The sequence below is a fragment of the Pseudomonas syringae genome (assembly GCF_021606685.1).
Taxonomy (GTDB): Bacteria; Pseudomonadota; Gammaproteobacteria; order Pseudomonadales; family Pseudomonadaceae; genus Aquipseudomonas; species Aquipseudomonas syringae_R.
Map to the genome: position 1 here is coordinate 12,181 of NZ_WKCB01000019.1, position 22,663 is coordinate 34,843.

General features: G+C 62.0%; 19 protein-coding genes and 1 pseudogene. 5 read left to right on the forward strand and 15 right to left on the reverse strand.

Going from position 1 to position 22,663, the window contains the following annotated elements:
* Nucleotides 1-130: 130 nt before the first annotated feature.
* The 10 genes from GIW02_RS10050 to GIW02_RS10095 all read right to left on the reverse strand — a co-directional run bounded on the left by GIW02_RS10050 (nt 131) and on the right by GIW02_RS10095 (nt 13,938).
* On the reverse strand, nt 131-1,834 hold the full coding sequence (locus GIW02_RS10050) for an AMP-binding protein (protein ID WP_236421845.1): 1,704 nt from the start codon (nt 1,832-1,834) through the stop codon (nt 131-133).
* A gap of 31 nt (nt 1,835-1,865) precedes the next feature.
* Nucleotides 1,866-3,164, reverse strand: coding sequence for an acetyl-CoA C-acetyltransferase (locus tag GIW02_RS10055; protein ID WP_236415695.1), 1,299 nt, complete (start codon nt 3,162-3,164; stop codon nt 1,866-1,868).
* Nucleotides 3,161-4,051: a MaoC/PaaZ C-terminal domain-containing protein gene (locus tag GIW02_RS10060; RefSeq protein ID WP_236415693.1), complete on the reverse strand. Its 891-nt coding sequence runs from the start codon at nt 4,049-4,051 to the stop codon at nt 3,161-3,163. The genes GIW02_RS10055 and GIW02_RS10060 overlap by 4 nt, the downstream gene beginning before the upstream one ends.
* 4 nt (nt 4,052-4,055) lie before the next feature.
* Entirely contained in the window at nt 4,056-5,399 is a 1,344-nt protein-coding gene (locus GIW02_RS10065) for a 3-oxoacyl-ACP reductase (RefSeq protein ID WP_236415691.1), read from the reverse strand.
* 337 nt (nt 5,400-5,736) lie between these two features.
* A complete protein-coding gene (locus GIW02_RS10070) occupies nt 5,737-8,262 on the reverse strand; it encodes an acyl-CoA dehydrogenase (protein WP_236415689.1) in 2,526 nt (841 codons plus the stop codon).
* A gap of 292 nt (nt 8,263-8,554) precedes the next feature.
* On the reverse strand, nt 8,555-9,970 hold the full coding sequence (locus GIW02_RS10075; RefSeq protein ID WP_236415687.1) for an outer membrane protein transport protein: 1,416 nt from the start codon (nt 9,968-9,970) through the stop codon (nt 8,555-8,557).
* Between the two features lie 127 nt (nt 9,971-10,097).
* Complete coding sequence (praB, locus tag GIW02_RS10080; protein WP_236415685.1) at nt 10,098-10,601, reverse strand: alkane oxidation protein activator PraB; 504 nt, start codon at nt 10,599-10,601, stop codon at nt 10,098-10,100.
* Nucleotides 10,602-10,733: 132 nt separating this feature from the next.
* Nucleotides 10,734-11,228, reverse strand: a complete 495-nt coding sequence (gene praA, locus GIW02_RS10085) for an alkane oxidation protein activator PraA (protein ID WP_236415683.1) — start codon at nt 11,226-11,228, stop codon at nt 10,734-10,736.
* A gap of 130 nt (nt 11,229-11,358) precedes the next feature.
* Nucleotides 11,359-12,639 (reverse strand): alkane 1-monooxygenase, encoded by a 1,281-nt coding sequence (locus GIW02_RS10090; protein WP_236415682.1) that lies wholly within the window; start codon nt 12,637-12,639, stop codon nt 11,359-11,361.
* A 300-nt stretch (nt 12,640-12,939) separates the two neighbouring features.
* On the reverse strand, nt 12,940-13,938 hold the full coding sequence (locus GIW02_RS10095; RefSeq protein ID WP_236415680.1) for an alpha/beta fold hydrolase: 999 nt from the start codon (nt 13,936-13,938) through the stop codon (nt 12,940-12,942).
* A gap of 253 nt (nt 13,939-14,191) precedes the next feature.
* Between GIW02_RS10095 and GIW02_RS10100 the strand changes: the two genes are divergently transcribed.
* The 3 genes from GIW02_RS10100 to GIW02_RS10110 are packed head-to-tail and all read left to right on the forward strand — an operon-like array spanning nt 14,192 to nt 17,457.
* Nucleotides 14,192-15,721, forward strand: coding sequence for a flavin-containing monooxygenase (locus tag GIW02_RS10100; RefSeq protein ID WP_236415663.1), 1,530 nt, complete (start codon nt 14,192-14,194; stop codon nt 15,719-15,721).
* Complete coding sequence (locus tag GIW02_RS10105) at nt 15,718-16,608, forward strand: SDR family NAD(P)-dependent oxidoreductase (protein ID WP_236415661.1); 891 nt, start codon at nt 15,718-15,720, stop codon at nt 16,606-16,608. Before GIW02_RS10100 ends, GIW02_RS10105 begins: the two co-directional genes overlap by 4 nt.
* 15 nt (nt 16,609-16,623) lie before the next feature.
* The gene (locus GIW02_RS10110) at nt 16,624-17,457 is read left to right on the forward strand and encodes a metal-dependent hydrolase (RefSeq protein WP_236415659.1); all 834 of its coding nucleotides are present in this window, start codon (nt 16,624-16,626) and stop codon (nt 17,455-17,457) included.
* Here the strand turns inward: GIW02_RS10110 and GIW02_RS10115 are convergent.
* Complete coding sequence (locus GIW02_RS10115) at nt 17,454-19,529, reverse strand: EAL domain-containing protein (protein ID WP_236415697.1); 2,076 nt, start codon at nt 19,527-19,529, stop codon at nt 17,454-17,456. The two genes, GIW02_RS10110 and GIW02_RS10115, sit on opposite strands and share 4 nt — an antisense overlap.
* A 314-nt stretch (nt 19,530-19,843) precedes the next feature.
* Here GIW02_RS10115 and GIW02_RS10120 point away from each other — a divergent pair, with 314 nt between their 5' ends.
* On the forward strand, nt 19,844-20,110 hold the full coding sequence (locus GIW02_RS10120) for a hypothetical protein (protein WP_236415657.1): 267 nt from the start codon (nt 19,844-19,846) through the stop codon (nt 20,108-20,110).
* 22 nt (nt 20,111-20,132) lie between these two features.
* Entirely contained in the window at nt 20,133-20,462 is a 330-nt protein-coding gene (locus GIW02_RS10125; RefSeq protein WP_236415655.1) for a DUF6388 family protein, read from the forward strand.
* Nucleotides 20,463-20,470: 8 nt separating this feature from the next.
* On the opposite strand, the gene GIW02_RS10130 is transcribed toward GIW02_RS10125, so the two are convergent.
* From GIW02_RS10130 to GIW02_RS10145, 4 genes and pseudogenes are all read right to left on the reverse strand, one after another.
* A complete protein-coding gene (locus GIW02_RS10130; protein WP_236415653.1) occupies nt 20,471-21,313 on the reverse strand; it encodes a serine/threonine-protein kinase in 843 nt (280 codons plus the stop codon).
* Nucleotides 21,314-21,323: 10 nt separating this feature from the next.
* Nucleotides 21,324-22,007: a PP2C family protein-serine/threonine phosphatase gene (locus tag GIW02_RS10135; RefSeq protein ID WP_236421849.1), complete on the reverse strand. Its 684-nt coding sequence runs from the start codon at nt 22,005-22,007 to the stop codon at nt 21,324-21,326.
* Nucleotides 22,008-22,221: 214 nt separating this feature from the next.
* Nucleotides 22,222-22,566, reverse strand: a pseudogene (locus GIW02_RS27230) (FHA domain-containing protein); the annotation flags it as partial.
* Nucleotides 22,511-22,642, reverse strand: a complete 132-nt coding sequence (locus GIW02_RS10145) for a type VI secretion protein (RefSeq protein ID WP_236417302.1) — start codon at nt 22,640-22,642, stop codon at nt 22,511-22,513. The gene GIW02_RS10145 and the pseudogene GIW02_RS27230, both read right to left, overlap by 56 nt.
* Nucleotides 22,643-22,663: the final 21 nt, after the last annotated feature.

A 22,663-nucleotide genomic window follows, 5' to 3' on the forward strand; every position in this document is an offset into this window, starting at 1 on the left:
AACACCCTGCAAAACCCCTATGGGAGGGGGCTTGCCCCCGATAGCGGTTCGTCAGCCAGTCTATTTTTAGCTGATGGACTGCCATCGGGGGCAAGCCCCCTCCCACATTTGGATCACCTACAGATTCAAGTCAGCGCAAGGCTCTTCGCAACACTTTACCGACCGTGGTTTTGGGCAATTCTGTGGTCCGAAACTCCACGTACTTGGGCATTTTGTAGCCGGTCAGGTATTCCCGGCAGTGCGCCAGAATCTGTTCCTGGGTCAGGTTCGGGTCCTTGCGCACCACGATGATCTTGACCTTCTCGCCCGTCACGCCATCTTCCACGCCAATCGCCGCCACCTCGCCAACCCCAGGGTGCAACGCCACCACATCTTCGATTTCATTGGGGTACACGTTAAAGCCCGAGACCAGGATCATGTCCTTCTTGCGGTCCACCAGGCGAATGTAGCCACGCGCGTCCATTACGCCGATATCGCCGGTCGATAACCACCCTTGAGAATCCAGCACCTCAGCGGTTGCCTCGGGGCGTTTCCAGTAGCCCTGCATCACCTGCGGGCCGCGCACTTGCAACTCACCCTGCTCGCCAACCTGCGCCAACTCGCCGTCTTCGCGCACGAACCGCACCCAGGTCGACGGCAACGGCACGCCGATGCTGCCGGTGAACTCCATCTCGCGCATGCGGGCAATGTCGATGGGGCTGATGCTCACCACCGGCGAACACTCGGTCAGGCCGTAGCCTTCGATGATCGGCAAGCCGGTGACCTCCTTCCAGCGCTTGGCCACCGCGGTGTGGGTGGCCATGCCGCCGGCGATCACCATGCGCAGATCGGAAAAGTCCCGCGCGCAGAACTCCTTATTCTCCAGCAAGCCGTTAAACAGCGTGTTGACCCCGGCAATACCGTTGAAGCGTTCCTTGCGCAGGATCATCTGCACGCGTTTCACATCCCGTGGGTTGGCGATCAAGATGTTGCGCCCGCCCAGGCACATAAACATCAGGCAATTCACCGTCAGCGAAAAGATGTGGTACAGCGGCAGCAAGGTGACGTTGGTTTCCTGCTTGTCCTGGTCCAGTTGGTCGCCGACCCATGCCTTGGCTTGCAGCAGGTTGGCGATGATATTGCGATGGCTGAGCATCACGCCCTTGGCGTCCCCCGTGGTGCCGCCGGTGTATTGCAGGAACGCCAGGTCGTCGAGGTGCAGGGCCACAGTAAAGTGGTTTAGCGCCCGGCCTTGCTTGAGCACCTGGTTGAAGCGCACCGAACCAGGCAGATTGAAGCGCGGTACCTGTTTTTGCACGCGGCGCAGGATGAAGTTCATCGCCGCGCCTTTAAAGGTGCCGAGCAAATCGCCGATGGCTGCCACCACCACACGTTTGACGCTGCTGCCGGCCACGACTTTCTCCAGGGTGTGGGCGAAGTTTTCGAAGATCACCACGGTTTCGGCGCCACTGTCCTTGAGCAGGTGCTTGAGTTCATGGGCGGTGTACAACGGGTTGACATTGACCACCACCGCCCCGGCCAGAATGGTGCCCAGCAGACAGATCGGGTATTGCAGGCAGTTGGGCATCATCAGCGCCACACGGTCGCCCGGCTGCACGCCCTGGCCTTGCAGCCAGGCGGCAAACGCGACGCCTTGCACCTGCCAGTCGGCGTAGGTCATTTCCGTACCGATGCTGACGTAGGCCACCCGCTGATGAAACTTTTCCAGGTGTTCCAGGAACACCTCGCGCAACGACGGGTAGTCCTCGATCGCCGCATCGATGTCCGCCGGGACGCCCGGCAGGTAAGCGTCCAACCAGATCCGTTCGGTGTGTTCCTGGCTCACAGCGTTCATGGCAGTCTCCTTGTTGTTATGGTTGATAGCGCTACTTTTCGACGATGGCGGTAATGCCCAACCCACCCGCCGCACAAATCGAGATCAGGCCGCGCCCGCCGCCGTTGGCGTGGATGGTCTTGGCCAGTGCCGCCAGTTGCCGGCCACCGGTGGCGGCAAACGGGTGGCCGCAACCGAGCGAGCCGCCGTTGACGTTCATTTTGGCGCGGTCGATGGCGCCCAGCGGTGCGTCCAAGCCTAGCCGCTCACGGCAGTAGTCAGGGTCTTCCCAGGCTTTAAGGGTGCACAGCACTTGGGCCGCGAAGGCTTCGTGGATTTCGAAGAAATCAAAATCGGCAAAGCTCAGCCCTTCGCGTTTGAGCATGCGCGGTACTGCATAGGCCGGGGCCATCAGCAGACCTTCGGTGCCATCGACGAAATTCACCGCTGCGGTCTCGCCGGTGCGCAGGTACGCCAGCACCGGCCAGCCGTGTTGCGCGGCCCATTCTTCACTGGCCAGCAGCACCACCGAGGCGCCATCGGTGAGTGGCGTGGAGTTGCCCGCCGTGAGCGTGCCGTTCTGGCGGTCGTAGGCCGGGGCCAGGCCGGCGAGCTTTTCCAGGCTGGCGTCGGCGCGCAAGTTGTTGTCCCGCGCGAGGCCACGATGGGGGCTGATCAAATCGTCGAAAAAACCGCGTTTATACGCGGCATCCAGGCGCTGATGGCTGGTGAGGGTCAGTTCATCCTGGGCCAGGCGCTTGATCTGCCAGCGCTTGGCCATTTCTTCGCAGTGTTCGCCCATGGACAGGCCGGTGCGCGGCTCGCCATTGCGCGGCAGCAGCGGTTTGAAAAACATCGCCGGGCGCACCTTGAGCAAGGTCTTGAGCTTGTCGCTCAGGCCCTTGGCGCGGTTGGCCGCAAGCAAGGTATGGCGCAGCGACTCATTGATGCCGATGGGCGCATCGGAGGTGGTGTCGGCGCCGCCGGCGATGCCCACCTCGATCTGGCCGAGGGCGATTTTATTCGCCACCAGCAAAGCGGCTTCGAGGCCGGTGCCGCAGGCCTGCTGCACGTCGTAGGCCGGGGTGTCGGGGGAGAGCGTGGTGGACAGCAGCGACTCACGCGCCAGGTTGAAGTCGCGTGAATGCTTGATCACCGCGCCGGCGGCAAATTCGCCCAGGCGCTGGCCGTGCAAGTTGTAGCGGTCGACCAGGCCCTGCAAGGCGGCCACCAGCAAATCCTGGTTGCTGTCGTGGGCATACACCGTGTTGGAACGCGCGAACGGAATGCGGTTACCGCCGATAATCGCCACGCGGCGGGTCGGCGCTGGATTGAAGCTGTAGTCACTCATTTAAAATTCTCGTTCCAGATGAACAACCCGCGCATATGGGGTTTGTCGCCGGCCACATTGCGCACTTCGAACTCACGGCGCGGGCCGGTCACCGGGTGGCTCCACAGGGCGACCTGGCCGGGCAGAAAGATTGGCAGCTTGAAGTCGCAATGCGCCTCGGCCTGGCCCACTCCGCCAGGCGGTTGCTGGGCGGCCAGCGCGCGGCCGAGGGTCCACATGCCATGGGCGATGGCGCGGCGAAAGCCAAAGATTTTTGCACCGATCAGCGAGGTATGGATCGGGTTGAAGTCCCCCGACACCTTGGCAAAGCGCCGCCCCAGGTCGGCAGGCAACACCCAGCGCTGGGTGCGCAGCAGGCCCTCTTGCTGCAGGGGCAGCGTGTCGACCCACGGCTCGCCCAGCGGCTCTTTCACGTCGCGACGCAGGTACAGGCTGTCGCTTTCCCATACCAGGTTGCCGCCGCTATAAGCCCGGGTGGCGATGCTCAGCGCCTGGCCCTTGGGATGGGCGACCCAGCGCGCGCAAAACACCTCAAGGCGCAAGGCCTGGCCAGCTTCCAGGCGCTGGTGCTGACGGATGCGGTTGGCCAAATGCACCATGCCGCTGGCCGGGTACGGAAAGCTTGGCCGTGTCAGCAGCATCAGGTGCAAGGGGAACGCCAGCACATGGGGATAGGACAGCGGCACGCCTTGCTCGGGACGAAAACCGCAGGCGCGGCCATAAGCGGCAATGTCATTGGCCGACAGCTCCACCGCCGGACGCACCAGGCGTTCTTGGGGCAACAACGGCGCCCCGTCGAGCTTGGTTTTGCGCAGCGCGCGCACGCCGTCCAACAGCAATTGGGTACGGGTTGGCGCTGGATCGATGATCTGCGTCACGTAGTCCATGGGCTTAGGCTCCCAGCAGGCTTTGGCCGCACACGCGTACGATTTGGCCGTTGACCGCGCCCGACGCCGGGTGCGCCAGCCAGGCAATCGTCTCGGCCACATCGATTGGCTGACCCCCTTGGCTCATGGAGTTCATGCGCCGCCCCGCCTCGCGGATCATCAGCGGAATCCTGGCGGTCATCTGGGTTTCGATAAACCCTGGCGCCACCGCGTTTACCGTGACCTGCTGCGCCGCCGCACGGCTGGCCAGGCCTTGCACCAGGCCAATGACACCGGCCTTGGAGGTGGCGTAGTTGCTTTGCCCCAGGTTGCCGGCAATGCCAGAAATCGACGACACACAGACGATGCGCCCACCAGGGTTCACGCCGCCGTTCTCCAGCAGCGCAGTGCTCAGTTGCAGCGGCGCCTCGAGGTTCACCGCCATGACGCTGCGCCAGGCGGCTTCGGCCATTTTGGCAATGGTCTTGTCGCGGGTGATCCCGGCGTTGTGCACCACCACGTCGAAGGCGCCGTATTGGCTGACATGGGCCTGCAACAGGGCGGCGGCGTCGGGCGCGGTGATGTCCAATGCCAACGCGGAGCCGCCGACGCTGGCGGCCGCCTGTTGCAGCGCTGCCTGGGCCTGGGGCACGTCTACACACACGACGTGGGCACCGTCCCGGGCCAAGACCTGGGCAATCGCCAGGCCGATGCCTCGGGAAGCGCCGGTGACCAGCGCGCGACGGCCGACAAAAGGTTTGTCCCAATTGGCCGTGACCCGCCCGTCTACCGGGTTTTCCAGGCGCACCACCTGCCCTGACACATAGGCCGAACGGCGCGACAGGAAGAAACGCAGGCTGCTGTCCAACGCCTCCTCAGCGCCTGGCGCGACATACAGCAACTGCACGGTGATCGCCCGCCGCAGCTCTTTGGCCAGCGAGCGCACCAGCCCTTCGAGGGCCCGCTGGGCGACCGCTTGGGGCAGATCCGCGCAGTGTTCCGGCGCAGTGCCCAGCACCACCACGCGACCGTGTTGACCGAGACGTTTGGCGTTGGCGTGGAAGAATTCATACAGCTCGTCCAACTGTTGCAGGCTGGTCACGCCGCTGGCATCGAACACCGCGCCCTGCACCTTCACCGTGGACGGCGCCGTGGGTGTGGCGGGCGTGGCGATAACCGTGTCGGTGGCACTGAACACCTGCTGCACCTGCGCAGCCAGGCGCCCTGCCCCGCCGACGATCACCGGGTTGGCCAAGCCTACCTGGCCACTACGATGGCGTTGCAACGGCAACGGCTGCGGCAGGCCCACCGCCTGAGCCAGGCGGCGGCCCCAAGGGGAATTGACGAACGAAAGATAGCGGTCACTCATAGAGACACTCACTCACAACACAATCCTGGTTTGTAAACCCGATCCCCTGTGGGAGGGGGCTTGCTCCCGATAGCGGTGGGTCAGCCGATGAGTCGGTGACTGAGAGATTGCTATCGGGGGCAAGCCCCCTCCCACATTGGGGCGGCGTTTTTCCTGATTCGCCCAAGCGTTTTCGCGTATGCCTGCGCTGTTGCACTTACAACACATTCTGACCGTGTGAACCCGATCCCCTGTGGGAGGGGGCTTGCTCCCGATAGCGGTGGGTCAGCCAATAAGTCGGTGACTGAGAGATTGCTATCGGGGGCAAGCCCCCTCCCACATTTGGATCGAGTTTTCCCTAGTTGACCGCGGCGTTTTCGCCTTGGGCGGTGCGGCGTTTGGCCTTGGGCTCCAACGCCTGTTGACGCTGTTGCAACGCCTCCAGCAGGCCGAAGTCCTGCGGAAAGTCATCGACCTGGATAGCGTGGTCGGCGTATTCCACATAGCGCGCCAGAACGGCCTCTTCGTCTTCGCTGATCAGTTCCAGCGCCCGCGCCTTGACGCGCCAGGCGGTGAACGCCGTGGCGGAGATCGGCATCGGTTCGAGCAGGCCTTGCTTGATGGCAGGTTTGAGCCGCGCGTCGATCAACTCCACCTGCGGCAGCAGACGGAAGCCCAACTCGCCGTAGGCCAACTTGTCGATTTCCGCGCGTGGGATGTAGGAATTTGCCAGCAAACGGTCGCGGGTCTCGCCTGGGGTCTGCACTACATCGGCGACCTGGGCCAACAGCCGATCCGACGGTTTGTGCAGCGGAATACCGAACGGAAAGCTCAAGCCGCGCACCACGGCTGCGGCGGCTTTGGAGGGGTAGTTATCGAGCACTTCAGCCAGGGCTTCATGGGCGCGCAACAAGGCGTCCTGGGCCGACCAATGCACCAGTGGCAGGTCTGCCTGCGGCCGGCCGTCGTCCTCAAAGCGCTTGAGCACGCAGGAAACGATGTACAGCTGCGACAGAATATCCCCCAGGCGCCCGGTGATACTTTCCTTACGCTTGAGGGCTCCACCCAGCACGCCCATGGACACATCCGAGATCAATGCCAGCACCACCGACAGACGATTAGCCTGGCGATAGTAGGCCGCCAACGCCGGGTCGGTCTTGGCCGGGGCAGCAATCAGGCGTCCGCCGGTCAGCGCATGCACCGCCGCGCGTACGGTGTTGGCCAGCACGAAACTCACATGACCGAACATCGCGCTGTCGAACGCTTCCAGGGCCTTGCGCCGGTCCGGGTTACGCGCCGCTTCCATTTCGCGGAACACGTAGGGATGGCAGCGGATCAGGCCCTGGCCGAAGATGATCAGGCAGCGCGTCATGATGTTCGCGCCTTCCACCGTAATCGCGATGGGGCTTTGCTGGTAGGCGCGGGCCAAAAAGTTGTTGGGGCCCATGCAGATGCCTTTGCCGGCGACGATATCCATACCGTCGTTGACGATAATGCGGGCGCGCTCGGTGACGTGGTACTTGGCGATGGCCGAGATCACCGAGGGTTTCTCCCCCGCATCCAACGACGCCACCGACACCTTGCGCACCGCATCGCAGGCATACAGATGCCCGGCCATGCGCGCCAGCGGCGCCTGCACGCCTTCGAACTTGCCGATGGGCAGGCCGAACTGTTTGCGCATCGCCGCATACGCGGTGGTGCCGCGCACCGCGACCTTGCCCAGGCCGACATTGGCCGACGGCAGCGAAATCGCACGACCGGCGGCCAGGCATTCCATCAACATGCGCCAGCCGTTGCCGATTTGCTCGCGGCCGCCGATCACCCATTCCAATGGGATAAACACATCTTTGCCGGTCGTCGGGCCGTTCTGGAACACCGCATTCAGCGGCCAGTGACGCCGCCCGCTGTTCACCCCCGGATGGGACGTGGGGATCAGCGCACACGTGATACCGAGCGAACCGGGAGCCCCCAGCAAACCTTGCGGGTCCTCTGCACGAAAGGCCAGCCCGAGCACCGTGGCGATGGGGCCGAGGGTGATGTAGCGCTTGTCCCAGGTCACGCTGAACCCGAGCACTTCCTGGCCCTCGTGCAGGCCTTTGCAGACAACGCCCAGGTCCGGGATCGCACCGGCATCCGACCCGGCATACGGGCTGGTGAGGGCAAAGCACGGGATGTCTTCGCCCCGCGCCAGGCGCGGCAGGTAGTAATTGCGCTGGGCGTCGGTGCCGTAGTGCAGCAGCAGCTCGGCCGGGCCGAGGGAGTTGGGCACCATTACCGAGATCGCCGCCGCCGAGCAGCGGGTCGAGAGCTTCATCACCACTTGCGAGTGCGCATAGTGGGAGAAGCCTTTGCCGCCATATTGCTTGGGAATGATCATGCCGAGGAAGCCGGCGTCCTTGGTGTACTGCCAGCCTTCGGGGGACATGTCCTGCCAGACCTGGGTGGTTTCCCAGTCGTTGGCGATGTCGCACAGGGTTTCCACTTCATTGTCGAGGAATGCCTGTTCCTCGGCACTGAGGCTGGCCGGGGCCGCTTGCAGCAAGCGCTGCCAGTCGGGTTTGCCGCTGAACAACTCGGCGTCCCACCACACGGTGCCAGACTCGATGGCCGCGCGCTCGGTGTCGGACATCGCCGGCATGATCGTACGAAACAGGCCCAGAGCCTTGCTGGTCAACAGCGTGCGGCGCAGCGGCTTGATCGTCATCAGCAGCGCCGGCAACACCACCAGCACGGCGGCGACGCTGGCGCCGAACCCCGCGACCGCATTGAACAGATAACCCGCTGCCAGCCAGATCAGGCCAGTGCCCAACCACAGGGTGGCGGCGGCTTGTCGATACGCCAGGGCAATCGCGGCTGCGAAACCCACCAATAACCAGATAACCATGGGGATACCTCTACTCGATTCAGGGCACGGCTCAGGTGCGTAAGGTCCAAATGACCTGCGGCGTAAAGCCACACTACAAACTTGCCAGGCCAAATTCAAATTTTGTTTTGAAATTTTTATTTAATGCCGTGGCGAAAAAAAAGCGACTGAATGAATCAGCCTGTTGTGTTGCGTGGATAAAACCCGCGCAACGGCGCGCGTGGGCAACCGTTGGTGCATGACCGGTGCGGCACAGGGCAGACAGATGCGCTGCCTGCCAGGTTACACCGGCGTTGCACGACGTAAGGCTGGGTCAGAACTCGTACGTAACCCCCAAGCTGACGACATCGCCGTACGCATCGGCTTTGCCATCCAGCGTGGCACCGCCCAGGCGGTCCTGGTTTTGCGTCTTCAACTTGGCCTTCTCAACGAACTGGTGGGAGTACGACCCATCGATCCCCAGGCCTGGGATAGCCCGGATCTTGTAGCCGAAGCCCAGGGACGTGAAGATGCGATCACCGTCCGGGATGCGCGGGTCACGCGTCGAGTTGCGGGTCGGGGTCTGGTCCGTGGCCACACCTGCGCGCAAAGTGAAATCGTCGGTGAGTCGGTAGTCACCCCCCAGCGACACCATCCAGGCGTCCTTGTAGTTGTAAGGGATGGCGACAATGGTCGAGCCCTCAGACTTCAAGGTCAGGCTCTTGAACGATGACCATTGCGTCCAGGTGACGCTGGCGCCCAGGGCAAAGCGATCAGTGAACTGGTGCACCCAGTCGAAAGAGGCGTTGGCAGGCACATCCAACTGCGTGCTGGCCTTGCCCTGCATTTTAAGATTCAGGCCGGGATACAGAATGCCCGGCAGCCCGCCCTCGATCAGCGCCGTCGACCCTGGGTCGGCGTAGATGTTGTATTTACCCTCGAGTTTGTTCTTGATCTTGGCGTGGTAGTTCAAGCCGAGGGTGTCCTGGGGTGTTGGCTTCCAGGCCAGGCCGGCAAACCAGCCCACCGAGGTGTTGTCGACTTTGACCCGCATCAACGAATAGCCTACGCCCGCCGGGAATGGAATCGAATTCGGCGCCAGCGCGGCGGCGGCATACAAGTCGACGTTCTGGCTGACGAAACCTTTGGTGTGCTGAACAATGGCACCGCCGCCGATGGAGAAATCATCCGTGACCTTGAACGACAGCGAGCCCGTCAACCCAACGGTTTCAATCCGCGTATCAACAGCGAAATCGCGCCCTTTCCAGTCGTTGTCCCAGGTGGTACGCGCGCCCATGGGCACGACCTGGCTCAGACCAAAGGCGAAACGATCACCGATGGGCATGACCATGAATCCAGTCGGCAACCATGCGGTGAACCCCCCTTGTCCGCCGTCTCCGGTGCGCGGCACCGAATTGAATTGACCGGTATCGGGGTCGACGGTGGTGCTCGACGTAGGGTTGCCCGCATAGTCTTTGGCCGACCCCTTGTACTTGATACTGATGCGCGCGTAGTCAACGTTGAATTGCGAGATGTTGTGATCGATAAACGCCATGGCCGCCGGGTTGTTATAGGCCGCTGACGGATCATTCTTGAACATCGAACCACCACCAAACGCACGGCCCCAACCTTCCGCCCCGAACGTCGGAGTGGCGAAGCCGCCCGCGTGCGCAGTGCCTGTCATTCCCAGGAGCCCGCCCATGATCGCCAGGCTCAATAACGTGCGCGCCTGTTGTTTCTTATTATTCATGCTCAACTCCTTATTATTGTTATCCGCCACGGCCGGTTGTCCCGATCTGGCCTGCCGCCACAAGTGCCTCTTTCGAGGCACTTGCTTCTTTCAACGTGTGATCATCACGTCAAGCGCTTGAAGTCGCTCAGGGAGTAACGGTAAAGGCTGGAGTTGGCACGGCGGTCAACGCCGTGATTTTGCAAGAACCCACGGTCTGTGAGCTTGGTACCTTGAGCGTATTGGTGCTGTTGTTGAAGCCCACCTGGATGGTCACCGGTGAAGCGCTGCAGTCAGACAGGATCTTGAATTTCACGCCCGACACCGTGCCCGCAAAGTCAGTCGGCCCACCACCGGTTACGGTGAGCGCCCATGGCAACCCCTGCAGAACAGGCACCGCACAGAGCGAGTTGGAACCGCTGACAGTGGCGCCGGTAATCGAGGCGCCAGAGCCGTTGGCGGCGACGGTTCCGGTAAAGACGATGTTGCACGTGACCGGAAGGTTCAAAGACGCAGGCGACGTTACGGTAATGGAACCTGCCGTGGTGAACCCCGCACCGGCCGGCGCGATCGTTGCCGCATTGGCCATCGACACTGCACTCAGGCACAGCGCGAAGGACGAGACACAAACGAGGGTTTTCAAACTTTTCATTGTTATTCCTCACATGTTATGGCGAGTCATTTCGCCAGGGGGTAATGGCCATGAACGAGAGGTCACGGTGAAACTGCAGAACATCCCTTTCCAGCCAAATTTCAATTCGATTACCGCAGTAACATCCGGCGTTTATTCAACAACTTTGAAGTTCGGCGGCATCTTGATCGACACCGTCTTGATCTTGCAGTCTTCGCCAATCGGCACATTCGCGGCTTCCAACTTGCCCGTGGCGTTGTCCCATGTACCCTCGGCGGTAGAAGGCCCGCACTTGCCGCCGAGGCCGAAGGCGTGAACATCCACGCTGATCTTCGACATCGAACCGCTCTTGGTATCTTTGGCGACCAACACCCACGGCAAGTTGATGGCTTCGACGCGGCTGCACTTGAGGCCACCGTCGAATTCAACTTTGTCGACATTCACCGAGCTGCCATCCGCCGCCACTTTGCCGGCAACCTTGATGGTGCAGTCGGCGCTGATCAGCGCGCCTTTGGAGAAACTGATGGGGCCTTGGGCAGTGAACGCACTGCCGGCTGGCTCGATACGGGCGGCCTGGGCCTGGTGATAGGCGATCAGGCCCAATGCGGCCAACAGGATATGGCTGGTGAACTTGGCAGGTGCTTGCATGGTGTACGTCCTTCCCTTTAATTATTTTTGTTCGGGTCAAACAACTTTCTTGCAACTTATCTGGCAACGTCGGGGCGATAAAAAACTGCGCGACATACAGCCCCGAGCCTGTACACAGTGTTACCTCAGATCAGAAAGGTTTAGCGCTGTTGCTGTACTTCTCCAAATACTTCAACCGCTGTGAAGGCTGAAGATTGGTCAGGGTGATATCCCCGGCATAATGATTGACGACGCGATGGTCCATGCGCCGTCGCCATAAGTAAGGCACGTAAGCCCAGACAATCATGCTCGCGTAGCCATAAGGAAGTTGCGGCGACTCATCAAAATGGCGCAACGACTGATAACTGCGCGTGGGGTTGGCATGGTGATCGGAATGCCGTTGCAACTGGAACAGAAAGATATTGGTGACAATGCGGTTACTGTTCCACGAGTGCCGGGGTGAACACCGTTCATAACGGCCGTTGGGCAACTTTTGGCGTTTAAGGCCGTAGTGCTCCACGTAGTTCACCACTTCCAGCAACGAGAACCCGTAGATGCCCTGGATGATCAGGAACGGAATCACCGCCGCCCCCAGCCAGGCGATCATCGCGCCCCACAGCACCACGCTGTACATCCAGGCGCTGAGCACGCCGTTCTGCCAATGCCAGGCCGGCAGCCCGAGCTTGCGCAGACGCTCGCGCTCCAGGTTCCAGGCCGAGCGTGCGCTGAACCACACCGAGCGCGGCAGGAACGCCCAGAAACTCTCGCCCAGTCGCGAACTCGCCGGGTCTTCCGGGGTGGCAACGCGCACGTGATGGCCACGGTTGTGTTCGGTGTAGAAGTGCCCGTAGAAGGTCGGCGCCAGGGTCACCTTGGCGAGGAATACTTCCAACGCATTGGGCTTGTGCCCCAGTTCGTGGGCGGTGTTGATCGCGATGCCAGTGGCGGCGCCGGTCGCCATCGCCATGCCCAGGTAGGTAAACCAGGTCGGCTCGCCATGCAGTTGCGTGCGGGCGGTGATGTAGCCGGCCACCTGGGACAGCCAACTGGTGGGCTCCAGGTTTGCGACAGAATGCAGCAGGCCGCCCTGGATGATCCACGTTATACCGCCAGCGGCCAGCCAGCCGGTGATCACCACAGAAGAGATGACAAAGGCCACGCCGGTGTAAACGATCCAGCGGTAATAACGTTGGGATTCCAGGTGGCTGACGGCCGATTCGGGCGGGTTGCTCACGTCTTCACCGAGCAGGCCGTCGATCAGCGGGATCAGGCCGAAGATCACCAGCACGCCCACCCACCACAGTTGCTGGATACCGGTGCTGATGGCCAGGGCGCCGGACAACAGCGGTGTGGCCAGGGGCATGATGCCCAGCCACCACAGGTGGCGCTTGCCATCGGCCCATGCAGTTGGCGCTGCCAGAGTCTGGTTCATGGCAGCCTCCGGATGAGGCGATTGGGCAGGGAAAACAGGTTCAGGGAGCGCGGGGCGTTCCGGGAATTCAACCATGCGATAAAAGGCGTTTTTTTCATTTTTATTCGCTCTTAGGCATTTCAAAAATCATTTCAAAATAAATATTGAAATATTTTTTTAAATAAATAGCGCGTAATCGTTAGGTCGTCAACTACTTTTTCGAGGCCTTTTTCCGGTGACTGAACAGTCGGTTTTTCAGCCGTTCGGTCAGGTCTCTAGGGCAGGCATTTCGGACCGTTGAAGCCGCTACAGGGGTTTGGGTTATTTGCTCGCCAGGGCAAAAGGCGGGTGCAGCACGGTGGCGCTTTGCGCTGGCCGCGCGCGCTTGGCGACCTGTTGCACCGCCTCCACCACCCGTGCAGTCGCGGTGATCGGCAGCATATGGCCGCGCCCCTCCACCAGCTGCAGCTTGAGGCCCGGTACCTTGTCGGCGAGGGCCTGGCCGTGGCGGCGGAAGTCCAGCACCTTGTCCCGCGCGCCGTAGATAAGCCCGATGGGCAGGCTCAAGCGCGGGTAGCGCTTGACCATGTCCGGCAACACATCATTAACCAACGCAATCTCGCTGGAGGCGGCGTAGAAGTTGTCCGGACGCATGCCCAGCAGCCCACCGCCACGGGTGGCAAAATCTTCAGGGGCCGGGTCCGGCGCGAAGACGCCCTTCACCACCGCACGCCGCGTCAGCAGGCCGATGGGCACCGTCAGGGTGTGGGCCACCCAGCGCCGCAGCCATGCCGGGCGTACCGCCAGCGACCAGAACACCAGCGGCAACGTTGGCTGGGGATGGGTCAGCGGCGCCACCAGCACCAGGCCCGACACCGCCTCGGGATGGTCCAGGGCCAGCGCCAGGGCAATCGCCCCGCCGAGGGAATGCCCCAGCACCAGCGGTTTTTCCAGGCCCAACGTCGCGATGAAGGCCGCCACTTGGCGGGCCTGAGCCGGCAGGTCGGCCGCGGTGCCTGAATGCCGGGTCGAATAACCCGACCCTGGGCGGTCGAGGGTGATCACGCGAAACTGCTCACACAACTGGCCGGACAACGCATAGGTCAGGTTGCGACTGCTGCCCATCAGCCCGTGGATCATCAGCAACGGTGGGCCTTTGCCCTCTTCTACATAATGAAAGCGCTCGCCATCGACCTCCACGAAGCGCCCGTTGATCGGAACAGCCGCTTCAATACGCCGTGTCATCCGGCGACTGAAACCCCATAACACGGCGCTGGCGCCGACAAACACCGCCGCAGCAATAACCCACTCAACAGCCATAGCTCGGTCCTCTGCTTCCCTGCCGCTGGCGGCCTGACCGGAATTGATCAAGGCCTCAGCACATCGTCCAACCCTGGACCTGAACCTCATGCACACCGTGTTCGTCCGTCGGACGAATCGCATATGAAGGCGCAGGGGCTAGCGTAGGCGATATTTTCAGGTAGATTATTTAAAATCTTTTTTAAAATAATTAATTCAATTTTCCTTTGCAATGGTGTTCTATCTAAAAGACACAACAAAAGGAGCACACTCGATGCCCGATTCAATCGACATCGCCATCATCGGCTCAGGCTTTGCAGGCCTGTGCATGGCCATCAAGCTTAGAGAGGCCGGCTTCAGCGACTTCTTTGTCGCCGAACAGGCGCAGACCCTCGGCGGCACCTGGCGTGATAACCACTACCCGGGTTGCGCCTGCGACGTGCAGTCCCATGTGTATTCGTTTTCCTTTGCGCCCAACCCGGACTGGACGCGGCAGTTCGCGCCGCAAGCGGAAATCCGCGCGTACCTGGAGCAATGCGCCACACGCTTTGAGCTGGCGCCCTACCTGCGTTTTGGCATGGGTCTTACGCGCGCCGTGTTCGATGAGCAACAACAGCGCTGGCACTTGAGCTTCAGTAATGGCCGCCAGGTCAGCGCGCGCGTGCTGGTCTCGGGGATGGGCGGCCTGTCGCGCCCGGCGCTGCCGGACATTCCCGGGCTGGACAGCTTCAAGGGCCAGCGCTTCCACTCCCAACAGTGGGACCACGGCTATTCCCTCAAGGGCAAGCGCGTGGCGGTGATCGGCACCGGGGCCAGCGCCATCCAGTTCGTGCCGCAGATTGCGCCGCAGGTGGCCCACCTGGATCTGTTCCAGCGCACCCCACCGTGGATCATGCCCAAGCCCGACCGCGCGATTTCGCCGTTCGAACGCTGGCTCTTCAAGCACCTGCCCTTCACCCAGCGCCTGGTGCGGGGCGCGTTCTACTGGGCACTCGAAGGTCGCGTTGTGGGGTTTGCGCTGCACCCAAGGCTGATGAAGATGGTGCAGAAAGTCGCCCAGCGCCACCTGCGCAAACAAGTGGCGCGCCCTTCCCTGCGCAAAACCCTGACCCCGGACTACACCATCGGCTGCAAGCGCGTGCTGATTTCCAATGACTACTACCCCGCGCTGTCTCGCAGCAATGTCGAGGTGGTGACCACCGCCGTGGCGCGCATCGAAGCAGACGGCGTGATCACCGCCGACGGCACCAAGCACCCGGCCGATTGCCTGATTTTCGGCACCGGCTTCCAGGCCTCCGACCCGCTGCCCCGCGACTGCATCATCGGGCGCAACGGCGTCGACCTGATGGACACCTGGCACGACGGCGCCCATGCCTACAAAGGCACCACGGTGCCGGGTTACCCCAACCTGTTTTTGATCGTCGGCCCCAACACCGGCCTGGGGCATAACTCGATGATCCTGATGATCGAGGCGCAGGTGACCTACATCCTCGACGCCCTCAAACACATGCAGCGGCACCGCATCGCCACGGTCGACGTCAAGCCCGCCGTCGAAAGCGCCTACAACCAGCGTCTGCAAGACCAGCTCAAGCGCACCATCTGGAACACCGGCGGTTGCCAGAGCTGGTACCTCGACCCCCGCACCGGCAAGAACACTACCCTGTGGCCCGGTTCGACCTGGCGCTTCAAGCAAATCACCCGCCAGTTTGCGCTCAAGGACTACGTGGCCAGCCTGGCGCCGGTCAATCCACCACCGGCACCTGCGCCGTTGCCGCACGCCACTGCCCAGGGGAGCCTGTCATGAAGTCATTCAACGGCCGCGTCGCGGCCATCACCGGTGCGGCGTCCGGCATGGGCCGCGCCTTGGCGCTGGGCCTGGCGCGCGAAGGTTGCCACTTGGCGCTGGCAGACAAGAACAGCCAAGGGCTGGAGGAGACGCTGGCGCTGATCAAGTCTTCGACGCTCTCGCCGGTACGCGTCACCACCCAGCTGCTGGATGTGTCCGACCGCCAGGCGATGGAAGACTGGGCCACGCGCTGCGTTGCCGAACATGGCCAGGTCAATCTGGTGTTCAACAATGCCGGAGTGGCCCTGTCGAGTACCGTGGAGGGCGTGGACTATGCCGACCTTGAGTGGATCGTCGGGATCAATTTCTGGGGCGTGGTCCACGGCACCAAGGCTTTCCTGCCGCACCTCAAGGCCAGCGGCGACGGCCACGTGATCAATACCTCCAGCGTATTCGGCCTGTTCGCGCAACCCGGCATGAGCGGCTACAACGCGACCAAATTTGCCGTGCGCGGCTTTACCGAATCCCTGCGCCAGGAACTCGATATGCAACGCTGCGGCGTCTCGGCCACCTGCGTACACCCCGGCGGCATTCGGACGGATATCTGCCGCAGCAGCCGGATCGACGCGAACATGACCGGCTTTCTGATCCACAGCGAGCAACAGGCGCGCGCCGACTTCGAAAAACTCTTCATCACCGACGCCGACCAGGCCGCCAAGGTGATCCTGCACGGCGTCCGCAAAAACAAGCGCCGCGTGCTGATCGGCCGCGACGCGTATTTCCTCGACCTGCTCGCGCGCTGCTTGCCGGCGGCCTATCAAGCCCTGGTGGTATTGGCCAGCAAACGCATGGCGCCCAAACCGCGTACGCCGGTGTTTGAAACCAACGACGAACCTCGTCTCTGAACAGGAGCACACCGTATGTTGCCGATCCGCCGCGACATTCATTTCGACCTGCCCGCCGAGCGCATCAAAAATTGGCACGAGCAGGGTCCGTTCATCACGCATTTTTTCAATGCCCTGTCGCTGCTGTTTCCCCAGGGCGAGTTGTTTTTCATGGACAGCGTGCGGCATTACCGCCAGCGTCTCGATGACCCTGAGCTGAAAAAACAGATCCAGGGGTTTATCGGCCAGGAGGCCATGCACAGCCGTGAGCACGTGGCCTACAACGACCTGTTGCAAGCGGCCGGGCTACCGGCGCACACCTTGGATCGCCGTCTCAAGTTCATCCTCGACCTGCAAAAAAAACACTTCGCGCCATCGTTCAACCTGGCGATCACCATTGCCCTTGAGCACTACACGGCGATGCTCGCGGAGATCCTGCTGAGCGACCCGTCGCGTTTCGGCGATTCACTCAAGGGCTACCAGCAGATGTGGTACTGGCACGCCCTGGAAGAAACCGAACACAAGGCCGTGGCCTTCGACGTGTGGAACGCGGTGCTAAAGCCCGGGCCCAAACGCTACCTGCTGCGCACCGGCGCCATGCTGACCACCACGGTATTTTTCTGGCTGGTGGTGTTGGACTTCCACGTGCGTCTGCTGATTGCCGACCGCACGTCGGGTGGGTACCTCAAAGGCTTCTGGCGCATGCTCAAGTTTCTGTATGGGCCCAAGGGCGTTTTCCCACGAATGATCCGGCCGTGGCTGCACTACTTCAAACCCGGCTTCCACCCCTGGGACCACGACAACCGGGCGCGGCTGGCGGGCATCGACAGCCTGGTCGCAGACATCGAACAGACCCGGCGCGGCTACTAGGCCTGCGCCAGGGCCGCGCGCTCTTGCACAAAGCGTTGCAACTGATCGCCCGGCAGCGCCTTGCTGAAATACCAGCCCTGGATAATCAGCTCGGCGCCGCCAGTGAGGAAGGCCAATTGCTCGGCCGTCTCCACGCCCTCCACCACCACGCCCAGGTTGAGCGCCTCGCAAAAGCGCAGGATCCCGGTCATCACCTGGGCGCCTTTGGGGTCGTGCTGGGCCACCACGAAACTGCGGTCGATCTTGATAAAGTCCACCGGAAACTGGTGCAGATAACTCAAGGCTGAAAACCCGGTGCCAAAGTCATCGATATACACCTTGGCGCCGATCGCTTGCAGTTTCTGGATGATCCGCCGCGTGGCCTGGTTATCGCTCACCAACGCGTCTTCGGTGATTTCCACCGACACCTGGCCATGGGCCTGGGCCAGGATCTCCACCAGGCGTTCGCCACTCGCGGCGTCGGTCAGGGTGGCGCTGGAAATATTGATCGTCATCGGCAAGCTGAAACCGAGCTTCTGCCACTTCTGGTACTGGCGAACCGCCTGGGAGGCCACCCACACATCCACGTCCGGCATCAACCGCGCCTGGGCCAACCACTGCAGGAACTCCCACGGCGAGTGCACCGTGCCCTGGGCATCGCGGGCGCGCATCAGCGCTTCACAACCGGTGCACAGCCCGGTGCGGGTCGAAACTTGCGGCTGGAATTCGAGGTAAAACTCATAGTCGCTGATTTGCTGGATACGGCTCAGCTCAGTGGCCTGGCGCGCCAGCGCCTTGTGGGAAGCGAGTATCGGGTCCAGCTCGCGCAGCCGGCCTTTTTCTTCAAGGCCACGGAACGTCATGTCCAGCGACTTGAGGTACACCGTGCCGCCGTCGGTGGACTGGCGATGAATCGCGCGAACGTAAGGCGCGTACACCAACGTGCCAAGGGCCAACAAGGCCACTTGCAGGGCGACCGCGGCCAGATCGCCATGGGTACTCAGGTACGCGTTGAGCAGCACCGGCGCGGTGAACGGTACGCTGACCACCGCCGGCGACACCCACCCGATCTGCACCACACTCAACGCGACCACGGCGTTGAGCGCCGGCACCAGCAGAAACGGGATAAACAGGCGCGGGTTGAGAATAATCGGCAAGCCGAACAGCAGCACCTCACTGACGTTGAACAACGACAGGGGCACGCTGGCCATGGCCAACAGACGCATGGATTGGCTCTTGGAAAACAGCAGGATCGCCAGCAACAGGCACAACGCGCCCCCCGAGCCGCCAATAAATGCAAAGCTGCCCAACAGGCCGCTGTTCAACATGTATTTGATCGGCTCGCCCGCCGCGAACGCCGTACTGTTGAGCACCACCGCCTGGTCGAGCACATCGAACAACGGCTGCATGGCGTACACGCCGTGAATCCCGAAGAACCACAACAGCGAATTCATCAGGGTCACAAACAGGCCACTGCCGTAAGGCGACTCCAGGGCGCCGAGCACCTGCGGGCCCTGGATCTGCGCCACATAGGGCACCTGCAATAGCAGGGACAGCACCGCCACCAACGCCAGGGCGGTGATGGCCCCAGGCACCACCATATTGATCGTGCCCCGGAGGTTGTGCCCCACCAACTCTTCGTTGACCAGCCGGGTCCAGCGATAACGGTGCAACCAGGCAATGGCCGGCACGTTCAGCAACGGCGAGGCGATGGCGATAAACAGCACGAAGGTCGCCGACGCCCGCGGAAATTCACGCAGGACAAACGTCGCCACCACCACATGGGCCAGGCACAGAAACGCTACCGGCAGTTGCGGCAAGCGGTACTGGATCGCCAGCATATAACCGATGGACGCAGCCACCAGCAGCGGGATCACCGAGCTGATCTGGTTGTGCAGCCCGGCCAGGAACGTCACCACACCGGGGTCGAAGCCCAGTACCCGGGCAGATTCGGACAGGATCAGAAACCCTGCCGACACCAACAGGCACGGCAAGATCCACAGCAACCCCTCACGGATCGCACGCAGCGACTCGGTGCTGGCTAAAGCGGCCAGACGTTGGGTAAAGAATAGTTTGAACAGCGTTTGCGCCATGACCGTCCCTCTGCCCATCACACTCTGCCCCTTTGGGAGGCAGGGCCGGAAGCACCGGGGCTAACGCTACACGCCCTGGCACCGGGAGCGAAAGCCCTTTGCCATCTGCCACGGTGAATTTTCAGCAATGGATGTCAGCAAATTCCTACGGTTATGCAAATAGTTGGATTTTATGACCTAGGCCAGTCCCTGAATCTGCTTCAATGGGTACTATCTGGTTTTTTTTGACGCACCCACATTCGCACTGACAGGGTTTCAATTGCTCAAGGAAGGGTGTCTGCAAAAGCTGCAGGCGCCAGGGAGATAAACGCTAGATGCACGACAAGTTATCGATCACCCTACGCCCACTGTGTCTCAACATCGCGCTGTGGGCCGGTGGGGTTGCACTGCTGTTGATAAGCAAGGACGTGATTGAATGGGCTACCGGGTCGACCCGCGACAGCTCGCTGGAGCTGGCCTTGGTACTCAGCGCCTATCTGTTATTGTTTTTGCTCAAGCCGATACGCGCCGGCATCGAGCGCCAACAGCGCAAACGCACGCGCCGTCACGCGGCCCGCCACCGGGCCAAGACCGGCACCTGAACACCTGACCTGGAGCACACATTTGTCCCCACCCGGCGATAACCACCAACTCGCACTCGACCGATTCCTCAGCGAACACCCCGAGGTGGCCAGCGAACTCGATACCCTCAACCCGCTGGCCGCCCAAGCCAAGGGCGAAACCCTGGCGCAGTACCGCGCCGAACGGCTGCACGAAGCCTTCGAAGCCGAAGCCGAACGCCAGGGCCTGTTTGCCTGGGAGCTGACGCTAAAGCTCACCGCAGAATCCCCTCAGGCCTTTGAAGCCCAGCGCCTGGAAGTGCACAAGGAAGTGGCGCAGATGGCCGGCTTGAGCTGGGCTGAATACTGCCAGCTGCATGATTTGCCTGGCTGAGGCCTGACCTAGAAGAACCAATGGCGTCGCGGGGCGGCCAACGCTTCGCGCAATTCGGCGACGCTGATGCGCCGCTGCTCCGGGTCCAACGCCAACGCCAAACGCAACGCCGACCAACAATGCCTGGGCAACTGACGCGGGCGCGGCAATCGTTGGTTGAGCGCTCGCTCAGCGGGGCGCTGCCCCTGGGCCAGTTCATACACCACGCACGCGGCGCCATACAGGTCGGCACTGGCCGACAGCTCACCACCGGCCATCAGCTCCGGCGCCGCATACGCCGGCGTCCAAGCATTCAACCGGCTGCGGTTCAAGCCCGGCAACCCGGCCGTCGCCTGGGCCTGCGCGTGACCCAAGCCAAAATCGAAGACACGCACACCCTGCTCCCCCAGCATGATATTGGCGGGCTTCACATCGCCATGCAGCACGCCTTGCCGGTGGATATAGGCCAATGCATCCAGCAGTTGCAGCGCCAGAGGTTGCAACTCCTGCCAGGGCAACCCGTGCGGGCACTCCGCAAGCAGGCGGTCCAACGTCATGCCATGCATCAGTTCCATGGTAAAGAACGCAAGCTGGTGGTCGATGTCGACCTCAAAGCAATACGCGCGCACCACGTGCGGGTGCAGCAAGCCACGTGTCAGCGCGAACTCGCTGTACAGCAACACATGGCCGTCAGGGGACGCGGCAAACGTTTCGCCCAGCAGCTTGAGCGCCACGCTGGCGTTGGGCTCGCCCAATGTTTCGTGCAGCAGGTCGCGGGCGCGATAGACCACACCCATTCCGCCGGTGCCCAATACCCGCTCCAACTGATAGCGCCCGGCAAGCAGGTTCGGCGGACTGGTCGCCAGGCTCATGGAACAAGCCTCATTTCTGAATCACCACGGCGGTCAAGTCATCCCGCGCCGGCCCTCGCAGCACCTGGGCAAACAACCGGTCCAGCACCTGGCGTGGGGAGCCCACGCTCATGGCAATGCCTAAATCTCGATGGCTGAGCCCCTGGTACAAACCATCGCTGCACAACAAAAACACATCCCCGGGGTGGGTACTCAGTTCCAACACCTCGAGGCGCAATGGCTGTGGCGCCCCAATCGCACGGGTCAAGGCCCTGGCGCCGGGATGCGCCTGGGCCTGTTCCAGGCTCAACTGCTGCTTGTCCATCAGTTGCTGCTGCAAGGAATGGTCACGCGACAGCTGGTACAGCCGCTGTCGGCGCCACAAGTAGCAGCGGCTGTCCCCCGCCCAAATGCAGGCTGCACGGCGCTCCTCCAGCAATAACGCAACCACGGTACTGCCCATGATCCCTGCCGGGCCCTCGGCGTGCGGTATCAGCCCCAGTTGATTGTCCAGCCCACGCAGACATCCGCGAACGGCCTCGATGCGTTGGTCAAAACTACCGGTGCCCGGCAATGCCGCAAGGCGACCGACCACCGACTGGCTGGCAATATCCCCGGCCCGGTGCCCGCCCATCCCATCGGCGACCGCCCAACAGCCGCGCTGCGGGCAGTCGAGAAACGCGTCCTCGTTGCGCGCACGCCGCTTGCCTTGCAGCGTACGCCCGGCACAGGGAGGGGTCGGCCGATTGCGTTGACGTGTTCAACGCCTCCAGCGTCGCCGATGACGCATGGTTGCGTTGTTCGCGATCCAGTGCCTGAACAGGGTCGAGCCCAAGGAATGCATCATCGGGAATCGTGTCACTGGGGGCGAATCGGTCGTGCTCATCCAGCAGCAGCCGGGCACGAATATCCAGCGATCCCAACTGGTACACCTCGCCTTCGCTGATCAGTCGTGCTTGCCCTTTGCGCAGGCGTTCACCGCTGCCCGAGACAGTGATGCCGTTGCTGCTGATATCGGTCAGAAAGTAACGGCGGTCGCGGAAACTGACGAAACCATGGTGGCTGGAGATTAAGCGCCGGGGATCAGGGATGATCCAGTCACAGCCCATCCCGCGACCGATCACGCCGCCTACCCCCTCAAATACCTTGCGGGCGGGCGGTTCAGCGCCCGCGGTGTCACACACCTCAAACATTAATTTCATCACAGGGCTCCCCTGTTCAATGGCCGCGACGGGATGCCTGGGGGTCGCCCAGCGGTCGGTATTCAGCATCATCAAAGACATAATTGGCGTTACAGCCACCCAGCAAACACAACATCAGCACCACGGCGTGCCACGGACGAATCAACATCAGGTATCTCCAGAAAAATAA